This window comes from [Bacteroides] pectinophilus (assembly GCA_025146925.1).
Classification (GTDB): Bacteria; Bacillota; Clostridia; order Lachnospirales; family Lachnospiraceae; genus Bacteroides_F; species Bacteroides_F pectinophilus.
Window position 1 is genome coordinate 1,110,368 of sequence record CP102260.1, and the last position, 20,619, is coordinate 1,130,986.

Annotated in this window: 19 protein-coding genes; 7 read left to right on the plus strand and 12 right to left on the minus strand. The window is 42.5% G+C overall.

Features of this window, described 5'->3' with window-relative positions; translation table 11 throughout:
- Positions 1-23: 23 nt before the first annotated feature.
- Positions 24-1,757, plus strand: coding sequence for a single-stranded-DNA-specific exonuclease RecJ (gene recJ / locus NQ488_05220; GenBank protein UWN96696.1), 1,734 nt, complete (start codon positions 24-26; stop codon positions 1,755-1,757).
- Between the two features lie 56 nt (positions 1,758-1,813).
- Here recJ and NQ488_05225 read toward each other — a convergent pair whose 3' ends face one another.
- Positions 1,814-2,341 carry a YcxB family protein gene (locus tag NQ488_05225; GenBank protein ID UWN96697.1) on the minus strand — a complete coding sequence of 176 codons (528 nt, stop codon included), beginning with the start codon at positions 2,339-2,341 and terminating at the stop codon, positions 1,814-1,816.
- A gap of 190 nt (positions 2,342-2,531) precedes the next feature.
- Between NQ488_05225 and NQ488_05230 the strand changes: the two genes are divergently transcribed.
- Genes NQ488_05230 through NQ488_05240 form a run of 3 tightly spaced genes read left to right on the plus strand, consistent with a single transcriptional unit; the run spans position 2,532 to position 6,015 of the window.
- Complete coding sequence (locus tag NQ488_05230; GenBank protein ID UWN96698.1) at positions 2,532-4,661, plus strand: EAL domain-containing protein; 2,130 nt, start codon at positions 2,532-2,534, stop codon at positions 4,659-4,661.
- The gene (locus NQ488_05235; protein UWN96699.1) at positions 4,658-5,302 is read left to right on the plus strand and encodes an epoxyqueuosine reductase QueH; all 645 of its coding nucleotides are present in this window, start codon (positions 4,658-4,660) and stop codon (positions 5,300-5,302) included. The genes NQ488_05230 and NQ488_05235 overlap by 4 nt, the downstream gene beginning before the upstream one ends.
- A gap of 32 nt (positions 5,303-5,334) precedes the next feature.
- The gene (locus NQ488_05240) at positions 5,335-6,015 is read left to right on the plus strand and encodes a hypothetical protein (GenBank protein ID UWN96700.1); all 681 of its coding nucleotides are present in this window, start codon (positions 5,335-5,337) and stop codon (positions 6,013-6,015) included.
- A 179-nt stretch (positions 6,016-6,194) separates the two neighbouring features.
- Here NQ488_05240 and NQ488_05245 read toward each other — a convergent pair whose 3' ends face one another.
- The 11 genes from NQ488_05245 to NQ488_05295 all read right to left on the minus strand — a co-directional run bounded on the left by NQ488_05245 (position 6,195) and on the right by NQ488_05295 (position 18,547).
- Complete coding sequence (locus NQ488_05245; protein ID UWN96701.1) at positions 6,195-7,367, minus strand: PD-(D/E)XK nuclease family transposase; 1,173 nt, start codon at positions 7,365-7,367, stop codon at positions 6,195-6,197.
- Positions 7,368-7,570: 203 nt separating this feature from the next.
- Complete coding sequence (locus tag NQ488_05250; protein ID UWN96702.1) at positions 7,571-8,425, minus strand: hypothetical protein; 855 nt, start codon at positions 8,423-8,425, stop codon at positions 7,571-7,573.
- Positions 8,426-8,436: 11 nt separating this feature from the next.
- The gene (locus NQ488_05255) at positions 8,437-9,174 is read right to left on the minus strand and encodes a hypothetical protein (GenBank protein UWN96703.1); all 738 of its coding nucleotides are present in this window, start codon (positions 9,172-9,174) and stop codon (positions 8,437-8,439) included.
- A 20-nt stretch (positions 9,175-9,194) separates the two neighbouring features.
- Complete coding sequence (locus tag NQ488_05260; GenBank protein ID UWN96704.1) at positions 9,195-9,524, minus strand: hypothetical protein; 330 nt, start codon at positions 9,522-9,524, stop codon at positions 9,195-9,197.
- Positions 9,517-9,852, minus strand: a complete 336-nt coding sequence (locus NQ488_05265; GenBank protein UWN96705.1) for a hypothetical protein — start codon at positions 9,850-9,852, stop codon at positions 9,517-9,519. The genes NQ488_05260 and NQ488_05265 overlap by 8 nt, the downstream gene beginning before the upstream one ends.
- Positions 9,853-9,907: 55 nt before the next feature.
- Positions 9,908-10,897 (minus strand): hypothetical protein, encoded by a 990-nt coding sequence (locus NQ488_05270; protein ID UWN96706.1) that lies wholly within the window; start codon positions 10,895-10,897, stop codon positions 9,908-9,910.
- A 23-nt stretch (positions 10,898-10,920) separates the two neighbouring features.
- The gene (locus NQ488_05275) at positions 10,921-12,678 is read right to left on the minus strand and encodes a DUF5048 domain-containing protein (GenBank protein ID UWN96707.1); all 1,758 of its coding nucleotides are present in this window, start codon (positions 12,676-12,678) and stop codon (positions 10,921-10,923) included.
- Between the two features lie 3 nt (positions 12,679-12,681).
- Positions 12,682-13,599, minus strand: a complete 918-nt coding sequence (locus NQ488_05280) for a hypothetical protein (GenBank protein UWN96708.1) — start codon at positions 13,597-13,599, stop codon at positions 12,682-12,684.
- Positions 13,599-14,672 (minus strand): hypothetical protein, encoded by a 1,074-nt coding sequence (locus NQ488_05285; protein UWN96709.1) that lies wholly within the window; start codon positions 14,670-14,672, stop codon positions 13,599-13,601. The genes NQ488_05280 and NQ488_05285 overlap by 1 nt, the downstream gene beginning before the upstream one ends.
- Positions 14,673-14,694: 22 nt before the next feature.
- The gene (locus tag NQ488_05290) at positions 14,695-14,973 is read right to left on the minus strand and encodes a hypothetical protein (GenBank protein UWN96710.1); all 279 of its coding nucleotides are present in this window, start codon (positions 14,971-14,973) and stop codon (positions 14,695-14,697) included.
- 25 nt (positions 14,974-14,998) lie between these two features.
- Positions 14,999-18,547: a hypothetical protein gene (locus NQ488_05295; GenBank protein UWN96711.1), complete on the minus strand. Its 3,549-nt coding sequence runs from the start codon at positions 18,545-18,547 to the stop codon at positions 14,999-15,001.
- Positions 18,548-18,606: 59 nt separating this feature from the next.
- On the opposite strand from NQ488_05295, the gene NQ488_05300 reads away from it, so the two are divergent.
- From NQ488_05300 to NQ488_05310, 3 genes are all read left to right on the plus strand, one after another.
- The gene (locus NQ488_05300; GenBank protein UWN96712.1) at positions 18,607-19,041 is read left to right on the plus strand and encodes a hypothetical protein; all 435 of its coding nucleotides are present in this window, start codon (positions 18,607-18,609) and stop codon (positions 19,039-19,041) included.
- A 134-nt stretch (positions 19,042-19,175) separates the two neighbouring features.
- Positions 19,176-19,613, plus strand: coding sequence for a hypothetical protein (locus NQ488_05305; GenBank protein ID UWN96713.1), 438 nt, complete (start codon positions 19,176-19,178; stop codon positions 19,611-19,613).
- Positions 19,614-19,747: 134 nt separating this feature from the next.
- The gene (locus NQ488_05310; GenBank protein ID UWN96714.1) at positions 19,748-20,152 is read left to right on the plus strand and encodes a hypothetical protein; all 405 of its coding nucleotides are present in this window, start codon (positions 19,748-19,750) and stop codon (positions 20,150-20,152) included.
- Positions 20,153-20,619 lie beyond the last annotated feature (467 nt).

The following is a 20,619-nucleotide window of genomic DNA, read 5'->3' on the forward strand; positions in this document are numbered from 1 at the left end:
GTCGCAGGCATTATTTTTATAATATGAGTATATGGAAAGTATATGCCAAAAAGGCGGATTTTAAAGCTATAGGAGCCAGATTCGGAATTAATCAGGTGATTGCCCGTATAATAAGAAATCGCGATGTGACGGAGGATTCGCAGTATGAGGAATATCTGTACGGGGGACTTGAAAGCATGCATGATCCGGTGCTTATGAAAGGGATAAGCGAAGCGGTGGCTGTTATAAAAAATGCAATAGCAGACGGAAAACGCATAAGAATAATAGGTGATTATGATATAGACGGGGTATGTTCGATATGTATACTCCACAAAGGGCTTATAATGGCTGGAGCAGACGCAGATTATGTTGTGCCGGACAGAATAACCGATGGATATGGAATAAATGAGAATCTGATACGCAATGCGATTGCAGACGGCATAGACATGATTATAACATGTGACAACGGAATTGCAGCATATGATGCGATTGCATATGCAAAGGAAAATGGTATAACCATTATAGTAACAGACCATCATGATGTGCCATTCAGGGAGAACGCAGACGGAACAAGAGAATATATCATCCCGCCTGCAGATGTTGTGGTTGATCCCAAACAGTCAGACTGCGGATATCCGTTTAAAGAATTGTGCGGTGCGCTTGTAGCATGGAAGATGATACAACATCTGCTTGGGCAGAAGCCCAAGGACAGTGAATTTCTGATGTATCTGCTTGAACTTGGAGCGATTGCCACGGTCGGGGATATAGTAAGTCTTCAGGGAGAGAACAGGACAATAGTCAAGCAGGGACTGCGGCATATTCATGCGGGAACGAGAAATGTCGGACTTAAGACACTAATGGATGTGTGTGGAGTTGCAGAGGCTGATTTTAATGCATATCATATAGGATTTGTTGTCGGACCGTGTCTTAATGCGAGCGGAAGGCTTGACAGCGCGGTTAAGGCGATAAGGCTTCTTGAGACGGATGATGAAAAGCAGGCGCAGGCGCTTGCTGCTGAATTAAAGCTGCTTAATGACGAACGCAAGGATATGACGGAAAGGGGAGTCGAGAATGCATGCAATACGGTTGAGCGTGAGTATGGAAACAATATACCACAGATTATAGTTGTGCATCTCGATAACTGCCATGAGAGCGTTGCCGGTATTATAGCGGGAAGAGTAAGAGAGAAATATTACAGACCGTGTATAATATTCACGGATTCAATAGGCGAGCACGGAATATACAAAGGTTCAGGAAGGTCAATTGAGCCTTATGATATGTTTGCAGGAGTTAACAGATTCAGGGATATGCTGGAGAAGTTCGGTGGACATCATATGGCAGCGGGAATGAGCATAAGAAGCGAAAGATTTGAAGAGTTCAGGGAATGTCTTGTGAATTCAATGGACATGAGCGATGAAGAACTTACACCGGTAACATGGATAGATGTGCCGATGCCGCTGGACTATGTGACAGAAGAGGTGACAGAACAGCTGCAGCTGCTTGAGCCGTTTGGTAAAGATAATCCCAAACCTGTTTTTGCAGATAAGAATCTTACAGTTGTAAGAAAGAATATAATAGGAAAAAACCGCAATGTACTCAAAATGATACTTCAGACTGTCAACGGACGCAGACTTGAGGCTGTGAAGTTCCACGTCACGCAGGAAGAGGCAGATAATATGAAGACAGGGGATATTATTTCAATTGTTTATTATCCTGATATAAATACATTCAATGGCAACAGCACGCTCCAGATGATTATCTCTGAAATAAAACATTAAAAATATCCCCCGGATGACAGGCGTGGTACGGTCTGAAATCCGGGGCGTATTTTGTATTATGAACGTTTTATCTTTATAAGACATTTATTCTGGTCAGCGTGCTCGAATATGTAATCAATAAAAGTTTTTTTGAATTCTTCCGGAATGTCAGCCTTGCGTATCATGACAATCATCCGGCCTTTGTTAAACATCATGTAGTATCCGAGCTTATCATATATTGTGGTAAATTCATCCCAGTTGTAGGTGTAGGATATGTTAAAATCCTTTATCTCTGCGAGAATTCCTGTTGGCATAAGTGTAATCTCACATGGGGCACTCTCTGATGCATCACGGTGTTTCAGATGGTAGCTGATGCTGCTTTTGCACTGTGAAAATATGAAAAACGGATATGCACAGAATATTACATAAACAATCATTAAAAATGATGAACGGAATCCACAGGCAAAGAGCACAATCGATGCTGCGGCCGGAATGCACGAAAGGATGAGTTCAGTCTTATTGCGCCAGAAACGGTTCCAGTATACAATCCGGGAGTATTCTTTGCCATCAGCCTTTAGCCTGGTATTAAATTTTATAATATCCATTATATAAATCCTCATTTCTGCTAAAAAATAATCTTTGATTAATATAACACACGCTGCAGCTTTACTCAATAAAATAATAATAAAATCGTAATATAGCTGTTCCAAAAAGGGAGAATATAGAGTATAATAAAAAAATAATTAATCAGATAAATATGCGGCGGTAATGCCAGTGTGCGGGGGAGATTTTGTTGTGGAAAAAGACAGCGTACGCGATATTGCAATGACTAACATTGTCAGCAGGCTTGACAAGGAAGGAACATTCACGGAAGTAGTATATGAGATTCTGCAGGAGACTCAGAAGTATCTTGAGGCTACATGTGCAGCACTTATGCAGATTAATTCATCACAGACTAAGATAGGTACTGTAATAGCATGTAATTCTGCAGGTAATTCCAATTATGTGCCTCCTGAAGTCAGGCTCGAAGGAATGCAGGGAGTATTGTTTACGGAAGAGACAACAGTGTATCAGAAGTCAGAAGCTGACAGAGTTCAGTCAGAACTTCTTGAGCAGCTTGATGTAAGCTGTATAGTTACTGTTCCTATTGTAATCAATGACATGATTGCGATGTATTTCGTGATATTTGAGCAGAATGAAGAACATGCATATGATGACAGGAAACTCCAGTTTATACAGGATACGGCCAGGATTATTCAGAGCATTGCACAGAAGAAGATAATTAACAACTCATTGCTTTCTTCGTATGAATTGTTAAGAGAGATATTGAGTAATATAGGAAGCGGGATTATTGTCTGCAGTCAGGAGAATGGCAATGTGCTTTTTGAGAACGATATTGCACAGAATGCAGATGAAGTCCGCAGAACAATGAAGGAATGTATTCAGGATTTCTTCGATAAGGGATGTCCTATGGAGGATATCAGACCCGTTGAGAATTACGATGCACAGTCAGGCCTCTGGTTCGAGGTAAGATTTGCTCCGCTTAACTGGCTTGACGGCAGTCCGGTAATTATATGTACTGCAGTTGACATTACACAGAAAAAGAAGAATCAGCAGAAGATAGAATATCAGGCTCATAATGATTTTCTTACAGGTCTTTATAACAGAATGAAGTGTGAAAGTGACCTGCGCAAGGTTATCAAGAATGCGGTAAAGGATGGCACTACAGGTGCTGTAATGTTCATTGATCTTGATAATTTCAAGCATATCAATGACGGATTGGGACATCAGTATGGAGATGTTCTTCTTCAGCAGGTTGCAGCAGGAATCCAGGGGATAGCAGGGCTTCGTGGACACTGCTACAGAATGGGCGGCGATGAGTTTGTAATAATAATAGAACCGCAATTATATGACCAGCTTGACAGGTTGGTAAGAATAATTTCTGATATGTTCAACAGATCGTGGTATCTTATGGGAACGGAATATTACTGTACAATGAGTATGGGTATTGCACGTTTTCCTGAACATGGGAGCGATGTTAATGAGCTTATCAAAAAAGCAGATATTGCAATGTATGAGGCCAAGAAAGGCGGAAAGAACCGATATGCTTATTACAGTGCCGGCAATGATAGTGGCTCGATAAAGCAGCTTGATATTGAAAATAATATGCGTCAGGCAGTAGCTTCGGAATGTGACGAATTCATTGTATTCTACCAGCCTGTAGTGGATGCTGTTACGAGAGAATGCGTATCATGTGAAGCTCTTATAAGATGGAACAGTAAGGCACTCGGATTTATGGCACCGGGAGAGTTTATACCCCTTGCGGAATATCTTGGACTTATTACATCAATAGGTGACTTTATACTTGAGGAAGCGTGCAGGCAGTGTAAGGACTGGAACGAGCATGGTTTCCCTGATTTCAGGATTAATATTAACCTTTCGGTTGTACAGCTTATGCAAAAAGACGTTGTTGACAATGTTAAGAAGATTCTTGACAGAACCGGCGTTAATCCGCATAACATTGTCCTTGAGATAACGGAATCATTTGCAATTAATGATATGGAGAGAGTCATGAATATCGTTAAGGGATTGCGAAGGCTTGGTCCTAAGATTGCACTTGATGATTTTGGAACAGGATATTCATCGCTCAATTACATAAAGCAGCTCCCACTTGATATAATAAAGGTGGACAAGACATTTATAGATGATATAGTTGATGATGATTACGCAAAGGCATTTGTGAAGCTTATAGTAGAACTTTCCAAGACAATAGGCACTAAGATATGTGTAGAAGGCGTTGAATCAAGAGAACAGTATGAGGTACTGTCACAGATTGGTGTTGACTACATTCAGGGATATTATTTTGGAAAACCTGTACCTGTAGGAGAATTTGCTCACAGAAATCTCCGGAGGGATGCGCAATGAATGCAGATAATTCATATGAAGGAATAAAGAAGCGCAATCTGTCAAAGGAACTTGACAGACTGATAGGCTGTATATCGGCTGAAGATATAGTGCCAAAGCTTCTGCTGCACAGTTGCTGTGCGCCATGCAGCAGCTATGTAATAGAATATCTTTCACAGTATTTTGCAATTACGGTTTTTTATTATAATCCCAATATATCCGAGCGGGAAGAATACACGAAACGTGTTGAGGAGCAGAAGCGTTTTATCAGTGAGTTTCCGGCGAAGAACAAAGTGAACTTTATTGAAGGTGATTATGAGCCTGATGTATATTATGCAGCTGTAAAGGGATTTGAAAAGTGCCCTGAGGGAGGCGACAGATGTTTTATCTGTTATAGGATGAGGCTTGAGGCAGCTGCGGAACTTGCTGCCAGGATGGGTACATTTGATTATTTTACGACAACTCTCAGCATAAGTCCGCTTAAGAACAGCGCAATGCTTAATTCTATTGGATATGAGCTCGGGAAGAAGTACGGAGTTCCATATCTGCTATCGGATTTTAAGAAAAAAGAGGGATATAAGAGGTCAGTAGAGTTATCATCTGAATACAATCTGTATAGACAGAATTACTGCGGATGTATATTCTCAAAAACAAACAAATAATATCAAAACAACAGCAAACAGGAGGTATGATTATGGCAAAGAAGGGTTCATTATTAAAGACAGTAATAGGTATTGGTTCACTTGCAGTGGCAGGTAAGGTAGCATATGACAAGTACAGGAACACAAAGGAAAAGTATGTAAAAGAAGAAAAAGAGAGTGCTGACGATGTAGTTAAAAAGTATAATGCAATTGCAGAGTCTAAGGTCATCGAGATACAGGATGAGGAGTTCGAGGGATGCGAGATTAAGGCTTCTGCATCAAAGGTTGTTCTTGACTTAAGTCTTGCCGTGATTGAAAAAGATGTCTATATTAATTTTAAGAGCCAGGCAAGCAGCGTTGTTATTGTAGTACCGGAGGGAGTTAATGTTACATGTGACATTGAGAAGGTAGCAAGCCGTGTACGCAATGAAGTCATAAATGTTGATGAAGAAGGAATTCACACTGTATATGTTATAGGTAATGCGAGTGTAAGTAATGTTGATATCATTCCTGTTGATTTCTATGGTGAAGACGAAGACTTTGAAGACGAGGATGTGGAAGCTGAGGCAGACGAGAGCAATACAGATGATGCCGCAGATGCAGGAGAATCAGGGGAAAATACTGTAGAAGCAAAGCCTGAGGTTAAGGCAGACGTAGATGAAAAGGCAGAAAAGTCAGACGGTGATAGAGATGACACTGATGAGACTGACGAGATTCCGCTTCAGGAAGTATAATTGAATAATGAGGCAGAGGCTTTGCTGATATGTGGTTATGTATCATGTATCAGTTCAAGGCCTCTTTTTTTAATTAGGAGTCGGGAACTTGCTGAGCCAGTGAAGTACGCACAATCATTACTACCCGTCAAACGGGTAGTAATGATTACAGTCTGATAAGATACATGGTTATATATAGCTTAACTGTTGTGTGCTAAAGCCTCGGCTAACTGAGCTCTGAGTTGGGCTATTACAGCATCCTTTTCATTAAGCTGGGAATTGGCCTCATCAAGCTGGGAATGAGCATCGTTAAGCTGGGAATTGGCCTCATCGAGCTGGGAATGAGCATCGTTAAGCTGGGAATTGGCCTCATCGAGCTGAGCATTGAACAGATTCAGCCGTTCTTTAACTTCACTAAGTGCTGCCCGTGTGCCATCAAGTTCAGCTCTGGAAGCTTCAAGCTCAGCCTTGGCATCTTCAGCTTCTTTTGTCATTGTATCAATCATAAGCTTGGTTGTATTCCTGTCAAGTATACGAAGTTCTTCGGAAAACATATTCATCACCTTCCCTACATCAGTACACATTCTGTAAATAATATCGTAGAGTGGCTTGAAATCAGGATACTTTGTGATGATTTCAATAATGCGTTCAGGTGAATCATCACTCAGAAATGTAAGCCATGCCTCTTCGATAGTTTCTATAGGTTTATTGTGCATGTGCTTATGAAAATTGTCAAGTGATATGAGAATAAAATCCTGTAACATATCAAGACTGATTCCTGTGTTGAAAGATGTCCTGCCGTAGTGTATATAACATTCCGGTCTGCCGGATAATTCATGTGGGCTGCGTTCATATAGGACGATAAGGTATACGGTTTTTACATCACGGTATGTAAAATCACGCTTTTTCTCGCTACGGATACGTTTATACTGACGCAGAAGCATATCAGCAGAATAGCAGGAACAGCGTTGCGCCGGAAACATATAACCTATACGCTGGACTTCTATGTTGGCAACAGAACCATCTTCAAGCTGTACGATAATGTCTGTTACAAGAAGAGAAGCCTCATCTGTAATTCGTGTGGTATCATTGGGAAGTACGTGAAGAATGTGGACCTTGCGCCCAAGAATTGTTGTTAGAAAACCCTCAAGAGGTTCGGGATTGCTTTCAGCATTCATAACTTCTTTAAAGAATGAATCATACATAATCTTAACGCCGCATGCTCCGGAACAAAAGCTTATAAATTCATTCTGCTCCTGCTCGTTCCATGAATAGAATATACTGCTGAGACCGGCGTTATTCTTAATCTCATCCATAATCTCATCACGAGACCTGATATATGGAAAGTATTCTTTTAATTCAGACTTATTCAATAAAAATCCTCCTTTGTAAATAATTAAAACAAATAATATCCGGATATTACTGAAAGTGAAATAATATTATCATGCAACGGCAGTAAAATACAATGGCAATAGTATATAAAAAAATAATTTATGTTTGGAATGGTTTAACAAAGTTTTATCAAAATTAAAAATAGTATCTGTAGATATAGAATATATGTATCTGCATGATACAGTTATATATATTCATCCCTGAATGCTTCGTAGTTTTCAGCAAAGCGTCTGCACATAAGCGATTTATTAAGCTCATAATGGAGTACATATTGTGCATACCACCAGTTGATTTCCGATTGGGCAGGGATTCTTCCAAGTATATCTGCAAAAAGAGTATATTTTATCCAGCGTTTGACGGCTTCCTCTGATTCCTGAAGCCTTTTGGTGAATTCATACCAGTCAAGCTGGCCTGTGCTGAGAAGTTCCACATAAGTGTCTGCATCACCGATTTCTCGACCAAGAACAGTCAAAGCATAGCGGTTTACCTCGTATTTTAACTGTTCAGGACTAATAGCTCTATTCATAATGTTGCCTCCTTCAAAGATTAAAGAATTGCCTATATCCGAAAAGTGTTCATTGATAGCGAAATAATCATGCCAGTCAGATACGGTTCTGCTCAATATCTCATCACCATACCAATGATTGTTTTTATATCCGCCATTGCCACGCGTGTCGAGGTGTACGGCGTTACCCATATAGCCAATGCCCTCGCATCCGAGATCCTGTGCGATACAGCATATAATACTGCCGGGAATCACGTCATTATCAGAGTAAAATACTATATCCGCAGCCATACCGTAAGCGTGGGCATCCTTATCAAGTCCGCTTATCGAACGGCAATAAGCTCCAGGTTCCCTGTAACCATCATTTACAGTGGCACTTGAAGCATCGCTCACCCTGAATACCTTTTCGAGCAGATCAATAAGTGCATCGTCAATAAGTACCTCATCACAGCCGTTACGGGACTGGAATTCGTGCAGCATAAAGTGAGGGGATAATTGTATATCCCCGTCAGAAAAATAATAACTGTTAATCATAAAAGCTCCTTTCATCCAACTGCAATAAGCGTCATTGATGTTGAAGAATCAGGTTCACCACGATAAAATGCAGCATTTCCGGAATGGTCCCACTTAAACAAATTTGCAGTAAATATTCCGGTATTGGTGTCATAACTGTAATCAATTATAAAACGGGTTGTTGAGTCACTGAAGAATGAGTAATTTATCTGACAATACACATTTGTGTAACCTTTACCTATGTTATATTTAAAAGTATGATTCCAATTCTCATAATGACCATCTTCATCTACGTCATCAGGGTTGGGATAATCATAAAGACTTACAGTGACAACCTTGTAGTCAGCCTTCCCCTTACTATAGCCGGCATTATACCCGCTCTTGTAGTTGGTGCTTCCGGTGTTGACACGGTTGTCGGCGGCAATAACGCCCTGTCCGAACTGATAACCTGCCATGAGTCTTACATTATCAGACATGACCTTAAAAGAAGCGTCAGTTGCCGTAGTAACACCCTTATCAGTGATGGCAGTGGCAACTGTACGTTTGCCGTCACTGACAGATTTTTTTAATTCGGCAATCTCCCTGTTGATTTCTGTAATTGAACCTGATGAGCCGCCGAGCTTCTCTTCAACATTGGTGCCATCCGAGAAAATGACATCAGAGGCATCGGTTACGAAGGAATATCTGTCATAGTTTCTTGTGCCGTCAGAGCTGGTGTCCTTTAATACTCTGTAATATTGTCCGTTTTTCTTGTTTTCTGTAAAATTCATATAAATAAACTCCTTTCAGATTATTCAGATATACTGCCGGATATCCATATGGATATTGCGGGGTTATCAGGCTGAGAATCTCCGTGGAATGAGATTACTGTTTTTGTAAGTGTTTTAACAAAAAGCTGAGTCTGATAGATTCTGTTTTCCAGCATATTAAAAAAGCCGGCATCGACAGGTGTGACTGCCGACCGGCTGTTAAGGTATTCATGCGCTTTGGCGTAGCTGCCATTGTTTGTAAGATTATTGTGCTGCCGTGATATTCCGATGGTATCAAGGGAGACATCCGATATAAACATAATGTCATCCACAGCCTGCGGATATGCTGAAGTGCTGTTATAACTACTCATGCAGACCTCCAATCCATACATCACCGGTTTCAATGACCTCCGGCTCAGTATCAGATATTCTGATGCTTTGGCATCTCTTGAGAGCAAGAATCTGTGTGTTACGGATTTCTTCCTGCAAGGTCATAAGAGTATCATTGCCTACAAGACATGAGTCAAAGAAATCACTGTTTCTTTTTGCGTAGGCGGCTGCCGAATCATACTGTCCGTTCCGGATGTATTTTCTGTAGGTGTTAATAATACCTGCATTTTCATCAGTGACATCTTTATAGTGCTTAAGAGTAATGAGAGCATCAGGAAAATGACTGTATTCGTGTGTGTATGCTGCCATAAAAAACCTCCTTGATTAGTAATAATTATATTAGTGAATTTTGATGAATAATAAATCATATTGAAAATGTTATTGACCAATTTACAAGACGTTCATAGATTCTGGTTGACCATCCGTCATAACGTGGACCTAATTCGATATCCTTCAAAGGCTTGCCATTAATATAAAATACAACATGATACAGATCATTTTCTGAATCATCGTCCACCTTTGAGGTATATCCTCCGGTTGTAAGAACTGCCGTACTGTTGGAAGCTTTACCCTGTGTGTAGCCTGAGTTGTACTGAAGCTTTGAGATAATACCGATATTATCGGTAAGTGTCTGAAATGCCGCATCAGCCGCCGTAGCTTTGCCGTTTTCAGTGATGGCAGCGGCGACTAAAGCTTTGCCATCACTGACAGATTTTTTTAGTGATGATATGGCATCATTAACGGTCTTCTGAGTTACGGAGCCATCTGTGGCTGAGCCGAGAGAGCTGTACAATTTTGATACTCCTGCGGTGCTTGAGCTGGCGGCAGAGTAGACAGTGTTGGCATCAGGACCCCATACGGCAGTGCCGTCAGCACTCCATCGAAGAATCTGACCGGCTTTGCCTCCGCTTGGAATATGCCGGTATCCGGATGTTGCGGGATGTGAATATACACAGGTGTCAGTTCCGTTAATCAGGATATTACCATTTACAGAAGAATTCCGGATATTAGTAGCATCTGTGCGTGCGTGAGCAGACAGACTGTGTGTGTACGCCGCATCATAACAGGATTTCAGTGCATTGGTAAGATTGTTGTCGGATAGTGCCTTGCCGTCTGTTTTGTCAACCTTGGTACTGCTTATAACACCAATACGGGTGTCGACATCAACAAGCTGCTTGTCAACATCATCAAAGTGTTTGTCAACATCATTAAAGTGCTGCGGGATTCCTGCAATAGCATTGCTGATATCAGTAATTGATGAGTCGATAATGTCTGCATTCTCATTGAAGAGCGATATATCATATTTGTCACTGATATCCGGTTTGTTAAGTTTGAGATTTGTGGTTGTTAGCATTAAGATTGCACCTTCTTTCTTTTTTAACGTGATTTTACAAGAGCAAGCTTCGCATGTGTGAAGCGGGAGAGCCTTGCATGGGAATAGGATGAGAGAACTCTGTATGTTCCGGATTCTGAATTGTCCTCATATAGCGGATAGAATGTATACATGCCGACAGTTGTAGTTCCGTTGGCAAAATCGAGGGATACGGATTTTGTTATATATTGTGAAGGAACATTATATTGGCGGCTTGTGTACTCTATCTTCATATTCTCCTTAAGCCAGGGGATGATTGTGTTAAGGGTGATGGTAATATCATCCGTAAGCCTGCTGTTTTTCCAGTTCTCATACCGAGCGCGTTCAAGTGCGAGAGAGTCAGAGGTGATATTGTCATATTCCTGACCCGACATAACGGCACATCTTTCGCCGATACGCTGTACAGTGAAGGGTGAATCGGGAACTATAGTCAATTCGACATTGCTGCAATTATAGACCGTCTCAAAATATTCGGAGCTGTACAGGTCAAGCACTGTTCCGTCCGGAGCAGTGTAACCGTCCTCAATGACAGAGCCGTCTGTTAAAACATTAACGGCATGGGGCTGCCATTGACCGAGAAGGTACAGCATGGTTACAAATGAGGCGGTATCCGTATCGTAGCGGCGCCTGCAACGGAAGGTATAGACATTTCCGGCAAGGCAGGCACATGCACTGATTGGATTATCAGTGTTTTCATCACATACCGGTACTATGCCAAGACCATTAATATTCACCTTCTGCGCGGCAGTATTATCCTTATCAACACGGAAAGAGATAATGTCACCTGTGTAGTATGATGTCTTGTAGTTGTCTATTTCGACGTTATAGCAGCCGTCCAAGGAAGAGCATTTTTCGGAATAAAAGTCAGTGTCAAAGGTTCTTCCCCACACCTCACATACATTGCGCACACAGGACAGGTCAGAGGAGATGCTTTCAGATATGAGAACCTCATTTATATCGGAATCATCCATGATGACCGGGTCACTGTAGCAGTCGGGAACAGGCTGTACTACAAATGTTCCGTTTTCGTCAAAAGCGGCATCATAGCCCGGATATAATTCAATCATGTCGGTTATGACAGAGCTTATGGAAGAACCGGATGAGTACTCAAGGTCATACGGCAGGCAGTTCCAGCGTGGATTATTGATACGATATTGCTGATAATCCGTGTTGTGTTCCCGGAATCCACGGTACTCACCAATGTCACATACGAGATAATTGCGTATTTTTCCGAAAGTTGATATTGCTAAGATGAGGGAGTCGCGGATAGTGTTGTACCGGTCATCCTTTACACTGCCGTCAGAATCCTCGGCATATGCGGGGAATACCGTCTTGTATGCGCCTAAGGCTCCGTTTATCGTACCATCGAGCGTCACATACAGATCACTGCAATTAATCGTTAAATTATCAGATGAGCTGTCATATGACAGGTTAGTGCCGGTAATCAGAAAAATGCCCTGATTATACCATGTGAACTGCTCCTGTCTCGGAGTGCGCACACCAAGCCTCAGCAGGCAGGTGCGGCCTGCCCAGCCGCTTATCCGTGTGCCGAGATTATAGTCAGTAAGGGACGGTGTGATTGTAATGCTGTATGTGCGCCGCACAGAGGATGAACTGTCAATGTTGAGAGTTCCTGCATTGGCAATTCCGGTCAGATCGTCAAAGACAGAATTATCATCATTCAGTATGAGTAATTTTACTGACAGCTCAAGCCATCTTGAAAATGCAAGCTGTCTGTCAGCAGATGTTATTGTATAATTCATAGCTTATCCTCCGTAACTCCAATATTCAGAATCAATGTCAATGAGATCCGCATCGTAGAGGTCACATTCATTCAGGCAGTCACCGGACTCAAACCAGTTAAATGAGGTCATACGGTGCTGCCAGTGGTCACCCTCATTATCACTCACAGAGCCGCCATCGACATTTATAAGCCACATACGGCCATCACTGACTTTAAGTATCTTGGGTCTGCCGTCAGTAAGAAAATCCATCAGCTCGTGCCTGTATGAGCAGGAATCATCGGGATGGAAGGCATGCCGTGCCGTATCATATCGGCAGAAAAATGCTTCAACTGAGCCGGAATCGTAATTGACCGAGGAATTGTATATTGCGCGCGGATATCTGTTACGAAGTGATGTCTGGCATATAAGGGAATTCTTTCTGGAAGTGCTGCATTTGATATCAAGAGTTGTACCGAACATTCTGTTTTTATCAAAAATGTATATGCCGTCAAAATCAGAATGTACGGACACAATGTAATAATTGCCCTCTGCACCGTTGAGAATAGGCACAAGAGCATATTCATAGTCTGTATTACCGGCATTGAAAAGGTCAATCCCGGCAAACTGAAGATCCTCCTTTGAATCAATATTGCGGACACATACGGTAGTCCAGTTAAAGGTACCGTATTTGCGGCGCCTGACGGCAAGCTGGCTGATTGTGGACAGAGAAAAATCAATGTTGCCGGCATTGATTGATTTTTCATAATCGGCGCAAAATACCGTATCTGTGTCCCAGATAAGGGAAGGAGGGTCAATAAGCGGCATTGCAGTGCTGCGTGATGCATATATGGAATCATATCTGCCTGTGCCAAGCTCCAGACCTGTCAGTTCCTCAGTCGGGACAACATACGGAAAATAAGAATAATCAGAGCCAAGCAGTAATAAACCTGAAATAAACATTATATTTCACCTCCTGTTGCAACGTACAGGCTGTACAGATTATTTTTCCGCCGGACATAGACAGTCCGCATGGCATCCTTATCGTAAAAGTCTGAGTAAAGAATGACAGGTGGAAGAACACCGTCGGATATGCTGAGACGGTAATGGATTCTGCCTTCATATTCCAGACTGCTGAGAGTTATGCGGCTGCCTGCTACGGAGGAATCTGTGTCCGGTGAGCTGTAGAGGCATACCGATGTACCTCCCATGAAGCGTACGGCAAATGTAAAATCAGACGTAATGCTGAAACCCGTGTTATAGTAAACGGTGCCGCTTATTATGTTAAGTATGCCGTTATCAATTACATATTCACCTGACGAATGCCCCTGCACATCGATTATATTAGTGCTGTACTTTACATAGCCGGCATCCCTGTCACAGACGGCATTAAGTGCCGAGCAGGACGCAGGGGTGCTGTAATATACACTGAATTCAATCAGCGGGGAGTGTATACATACATTGTCAATAGATATTACGTCAATGGAGAAGTAATATGTGCAGTCACTTATAAGGGACCTTAAAGGACATGTGATAATATTGCCGTCCCCGGCAGACTGATATTTTGAACCGCTTGAATATACCGGTGTCTTATATGAATCATACAGCGTGTAGGAATATTCACTGATCGGACGGTTTTCAGCCTGCGAATATGTTACCGTGACGTTGAAGCCCGATACATTAAGAATGGTCGAGCCGTCAGTCTCAAGCCCCGTGAATGTAAGAGCCGGGGCAGAGTAGCAGGAAAAATACTGCCGGTATGATATCTCTGACGGATTGCCGACTGAATCATACAGGATTATTACAGCGTAGTATGAATGGCTGTTTTTCAGCGTATTGGCAGGAATCTGCTGCCTGAGCCGTATGCTTTCGCAATATTGTGTGAAAACAGGCTGGCTGCTTTCGGAAGAGGCATCTGATTCATATATGTACAGCCGGCTTGCATAGGGCTGTATGCCCTGCCAGCAGAATTCTATATCTGCCGGCATTGATGCATCAAATACATCTATTTTGTTGATGGTGGGTCTGTTAACCAATTTTTATGTCCTCCTTAGAAAATTAGTGCGGCTGGCGGGGTTTTACAGCGATTATAAAGCGCTGCTTATAATCGCCGTCCGGTATGCATACAATGACGCGGGTACCCGGAGAAAAAGTCATTGCAGTACCGTTGGGAAGCTCATATTCCTGTCCGTCAATATTGCCGTAATAGCAGCCTTCCGCATTAATGCGGCTTATAATAACTGTTTTAAAAAGAGTGCGTTCTTTTTCAAAACGGTTAATAATGCGGAAAAACTGGTCTATAAGTGTAAATAAACCTTCTGAAGTCTTATCTTTCATAAATCCTCCATTCTTCGTAAGAGTATCAGCGGTAATTGAGCCGCTGTGTCACATAGTTGGGAACTATGCTGAGTATTGCTTCACCGACACGCTCTGCGTCATCAACCTCATTAAGCGTTATCGCACCGCTTTCAATATTGACAACAGGTGCGGACGAATAGCAGGAGATATCGCTGATATCTGATACAATAGCCGGTGCGTCAGGAATATCATGCAGATTCACTGACTGGACACTGAAGCCTGTGCTGTCCGGATGTACTGAAACTGTATCAAGGGCAGCAAGCTGTTCAAGGGCGTTACGGGCTTCGTCAGCTTTGGAGCGTATATCGTCAAGAGAGCCGCAGATGCTTGAGGATGATGCTGTTGTACTGTCAGCAAGTGAGAGCAGGGCGCTGCTTCCAATTTCCATCAGACTGTTAAGGGAATCTTCACCGGTCTGTCCGGAGGATTGCAGGACATTGCCCATCAGGGCTATCTCATCCGATGAGGCATCCGTTACATACTGAAGCTGTTCCTGTACTCTTGTATATTCATCGCCGAACTGTGTGAGCAGCTCCTCATCAAGGTTCAGGACACTGCTTTGCCATTCCTGCCCCAGCAGCATGGATGCATATATCTGATTCTGTGAATCCTCAAACTGTTGAGGAAGGGCAGCCCATCTGTCGCGGTACTGTGTAAGTGCCTGTATCTGTGCGTCAATCCCTGACGTTATGCTGTCGAGTTCTTCCTTTAGCGATGATATGGAGGAGCTGATTGCCGCACTCTTGTCATCAATGGCATTGATGCTGTCATCAAGAGAGTCAATCTGTTCCTGAACTGCTGCACGCTTCTGCTCGTCCAAAGCCTCATCAAGGGCTTCTGCGGCATCAGATACGGCAGAGGAATCATTGCGCCATATCATCTGGCCGTTTACCATAACGCGCATTGAATTCTGGTTCTCTGCCCGTGCAAGCTCATACTCCTTTTTTCGGAGATCAATGGAACGCTGTCGGGCCTCATTAGCCTTATTAATAGCGTTGAGCTGTTCCTCAAGCTCTTTCTTCTGGCCTTCAATGGCGGTCTTCTGTTCAAGCAGTGCAGCCTGCTCATCTTCAAGAGCCTCGATCCTTGCATTGTATTCAGCCTCCACGGCAGTTTTCTGAAGCTCAAGTGCTGACTGCTGCTCGTCAAGACATCCGGTAACCGCTTTGGCTGCTTTATCCATGCTGTTTAGCTGTTCATTAAGGGAATCCGTATAGAACTGCTTAAGGCCTGTATATATCTTCTCAGCATATGAGCGGTAGTCATCAAGATACTGCTCCTGATTGGCAAAATATTTTTCGTTAAGGACGTTAAGTGCGGCATAATATTTGTCCTCACTTATAAGTCCCATGTTGTGATGATGCTCAAGCAGTGCGAGCTGGCGGTCAAATTCCTCACGCCATGTATCAGTGACATTGCCGGCAGCATCGGAAGGGTAACCGGAGTCATCCTTAACCGTATTGTTATCCTGTACATTGTTCCATGAAAGATCCATTGAAGAAGCAATAGCCTGATATGCAGTATTGTGAAGCTCACGCGCAGGCTCTGTTATCTCCTTGAGACACTCCTTTTTCCGGTCAAATAATGTATTCAGCCGTTCAGCTTCTTCGGGATCATATAGTGCGAGGTCGCTGTCATCAAAGCTCATTGACAATATGCCTGACGCAGAATCGACAATGATGTTAAAGTAATCTGCCCATTCTTTGCCAAGCTCAGCCCTGAGGGCATCATCAATGGTTTTCTTGGCATCCTCTAAGGACTTCCAGTTAAGTACATCGTTACCGTATACAGCGGCAAGCTTATCAAAGAGAACAGGATAATTAGTTTTGATGGAATTGAAGAAATCCCTGTCAGCAGCCGATTTGCTTAAAACAGAATTAATATATTGCCTGCTGTCGCCGGCGTATATATCAGCCAGACTGTTGAAAAGCTCTTCTGATGACATCAGACCCTGTGAGAACTTCAGGACTGCATCGGTTGCTTCCGGAAATTGCTGAAGTATCTGTGAGAGAAATGAACTGTTCAGAGAGCCTGATCCGTCAAGCAGGCTTCTTATTGATGAGAGCGTGGAGGCCTCAGCGTTAAGATCTGCAAGAGTGGCAGAGGAGAGCTTATTGGTGGATTCTTTAAAAAGTGAGGATACGCTGCTTAAAGATTCGGATACGGCAGCAGTACCGCTGCCTGCATTCTTGAGGTACTCAAGAAACATATCGCGGGCAGATTTGCCGTCTTCAAGAATAAGACCTGATTCCTCAAGCTTTTTATTGAGCCTGTCAATCGAATCGGCTGAGGTATCAGCTTCTCCGCTCAGAAGGGCGCTGATATCTGTGGCGAAATCAGAATTGCCGGCTATTGATTCAAATATATGCTTGTTCCATGTGGAAGCTTTGCCGGTTATCTCATACATATACTTTTCAGCGGCATTAATGCTGTTCCACAGCGCCTGATCCGCTGTATTGTCAAAGGTTCCGTCAGACTTCATGAGCTTGATAAGATTTTCCTTGTAATCCGACAGTTCGGATATTGTGTCAAAGAATACAGTATTAAGCGAGTCGGTAATATACCGTGTATTTTCCTCCAACATGGATATGGCAGCTCTATTGGCAGGACTGTCATCTTTGGAACTCAGCTCTTGGAGCTTCTGCCGGTTGATTGCATAGCCGACAATAAGACTGCTTATATCAGAGCCTTTTTCATTAAGGTAAGCCGTGGCATCGGGAACATCATGGGAGCTGAGATAATCACGGGCAATATTTTCCGAGTCAGACAGCTTATCCATATCGAATTCCTTGGAAAATGTCTTTCTGTTTTGCTCTGACAGCTCCTTTGCTTCAGTCTTGACCTTTTCATTCTGAAGCTCTATGCTTTCGCGGAGAAGGTTGTTCCGTTCCTTAAGGCGCGCTATTTCAAGTTCCTGATCCGAAGAGAGGGACTTAGAGCCTGACAGTGTTTCAAGTTCATTTATGCGGCTGATATTGGAGCTTAGTTCGCTGTTATAGGAATTGAGCACAGAGGAAGCTTCATCAAAACTGTTGCTGACCTCTTTCAGCTTATCCTTTGCAATATCGAGGGCATGCGTGTAGTTGTGGTATACAGCTATGCCGCCGGCTACAACGGCAGTTAACGCTGATATGGCAATCGTCGGAAGATTGGCAGCCGCAAAGCTCTTCAGACTGAGCGCAAGTCCTTTAAGTGGGTCCGAAAGCCCTTTAAAGACGCTGCCGCCACCTTTTAAAGTGCCGATAAGTCCGTCAGAGGAAGCCCTGAACTCATCAGAGGCTGATGCGGCAGCCTTTTCTGCTTCAGCAATACGGTTGAGCTCAGTTATTCTGGAGAGCTCAGAGGTGGTGGATTGGAGAAGGTCGCCTATGTAACCGCGCGCTGTGAGAATACTTTTAATTGATTTGTCATCAAGTGTTGATTCGGATATGGCGGATTTCAGAACGTCAGAGGTGTATTTTTCCCCTATAGAATCTAAAATATTGCCAGACTTAGAGACATTATTTATATCATTCAGAGCATTGTTAATCTGGGCAAGAGATTTTAATTGCATATATAACTGATAATGATATAATTATATTAATGATAAATAAGTAGGAGGCGTATAAAATTATGACACCACAGCAAATATATGATGATTTTAATAAATTGGAAAGCGATTCAATGGGGGGATATATTTGGAAGGAAAATCCAAGGACGGGAGAGGCAATATATAATGAAATTAAGGAATTATATTATGCTGGCAAGGAAGAGGAAGCTGTTCAGTATATAAAAGAAGTTTATGAATGCGAAGAGGAGGTTGCACGTCAGGTATTCGATATATTTAAAAGCAAAACACATAAGGTAACTCCCCTGATGAAAGCAGAGGTCGAAGCGTATGAGAGAGCATGCAGAAACAAGAACGTCCCAAAGTGTCCTACATGTGGCTCAACCAATATAAAAAAGATATCATCAATGAGCAAGGCAGTGGGAATGCTTACACTCGGAATCCTTGACGCGGATATCCACAGAACCTTCTATTGTAAGAACTGCGGATATAGGTGGTAGGTATCACGTATAGACCGGTTGTATTACGATAATTTACAGTCACAGGGTAATTACAAGGTGCAGGGTAATGTGAATTACGGTGTAACGATAAATGATACAGTGCGATGACAAATAGGTAGGAGGCGTATAAAACTATGACACCACAGGAAATACATGATGATTTTAGTAAATTGGAAAGAGATCCAATGGGGGGATATATTTGGAAGAAAAATCAAAAGACGGGACGTCCAATAGCTACAGAAATTCTTGAGTTGTATTATGCTGGCAAGGAAGAGGAAGCTGTTCAGTACATAAAAGAGCTTTATGAATGTGAGGAAGAGGTTGCACGCGAGGTTTTCAAAATATATAAGAGAAAAATTGGAGAGCCACCAACTCCTCTGATGAAAGCAGAGGCAGCAGCATACTTTGGTGGACTGTATGAAAAGAACGTCCCAAAGTGTCCTACATGTGGCTCAACCAATATAAAAAAGATATCATCAATGAGCAAGGCAGTAGGAATGCTTACACTCGGAATCCTTGATGCGGATATACACAGAACCTTCTATTGTAAGAATTGCGGATATAGGTGGTAGGTATCGCAGTATAGTCCGGTTGTATTACGATAATTTACAGTCACAGGGTAATTACAAGGTGCAGGGTAATGTGAATTATAGCGTAACGATAAATGATACAGTGCGATGACAAATAAGTAGGAGGCTCATAAATTATGACACCACAGGAAATATATGATGAAATTAATTATCTGAAGGAAAATCCTAAAACAGGAAATGCAATATTTGACGAAGTTATTGCTTTATACTATGCAGACAAAGAAGAGGATGCCGTTCAGCATATAAAAGAAGTTTATGATTGTGAAGAGGAACTTGCACGTCAGACATTCGATATATTTAAAAGCAGAATAAGTAAGCCAACTCCCCTGATGAAAGCAGAGGCAGCAGCATACTTTGGTGGACTGTATGAAAAGAACGTCCCAAAGTGTCCTACATGTGGCTCAACCAATATAAAAAAGATATCATCAATGAGCAAGGCAGTGGGAATGCTTACACTCGGAATCCTTGACGCGGATATCCACAGAACCTTCTATTGTAAGAACTGCGGATATAGGTGGTAGGTATCGCAGTATTTCTTAGTATCGTATTATCTGTATTACAGGTTATTAATATTCTTTGGTAAAATCTGAATTTTACTCGCCGGATGTAACACGCATCCGGGCATATTACTGAAATTCATAATCGCAATATGCACTATGCATTATAAGCAGATGCTGCATTATGGCCGCAGCCTGCTCAGAGGATGGGTATGTCTGTGGGGATTGCTCTCTGTGCGCTGGCACAAGACTCTTCATTACTATATACAGTCATGCACATATGTGCAGAGTGCCGTCCTGCTCGTTGTCTGTTGTCAGGATATCCTGTGGCACACAGGCGTCTCAAGGGTCTCCCCCTGATTACCATATACCGGCATAATCAGTTATTTCTGCTTTCGCAACCCGATGAATGAATATTCAGGGGTCTGATATGCTCTGAGAGTTTCAAGCATTTACTCCTCCATGTAAGTTTATACTCCGTTAATTGTGTT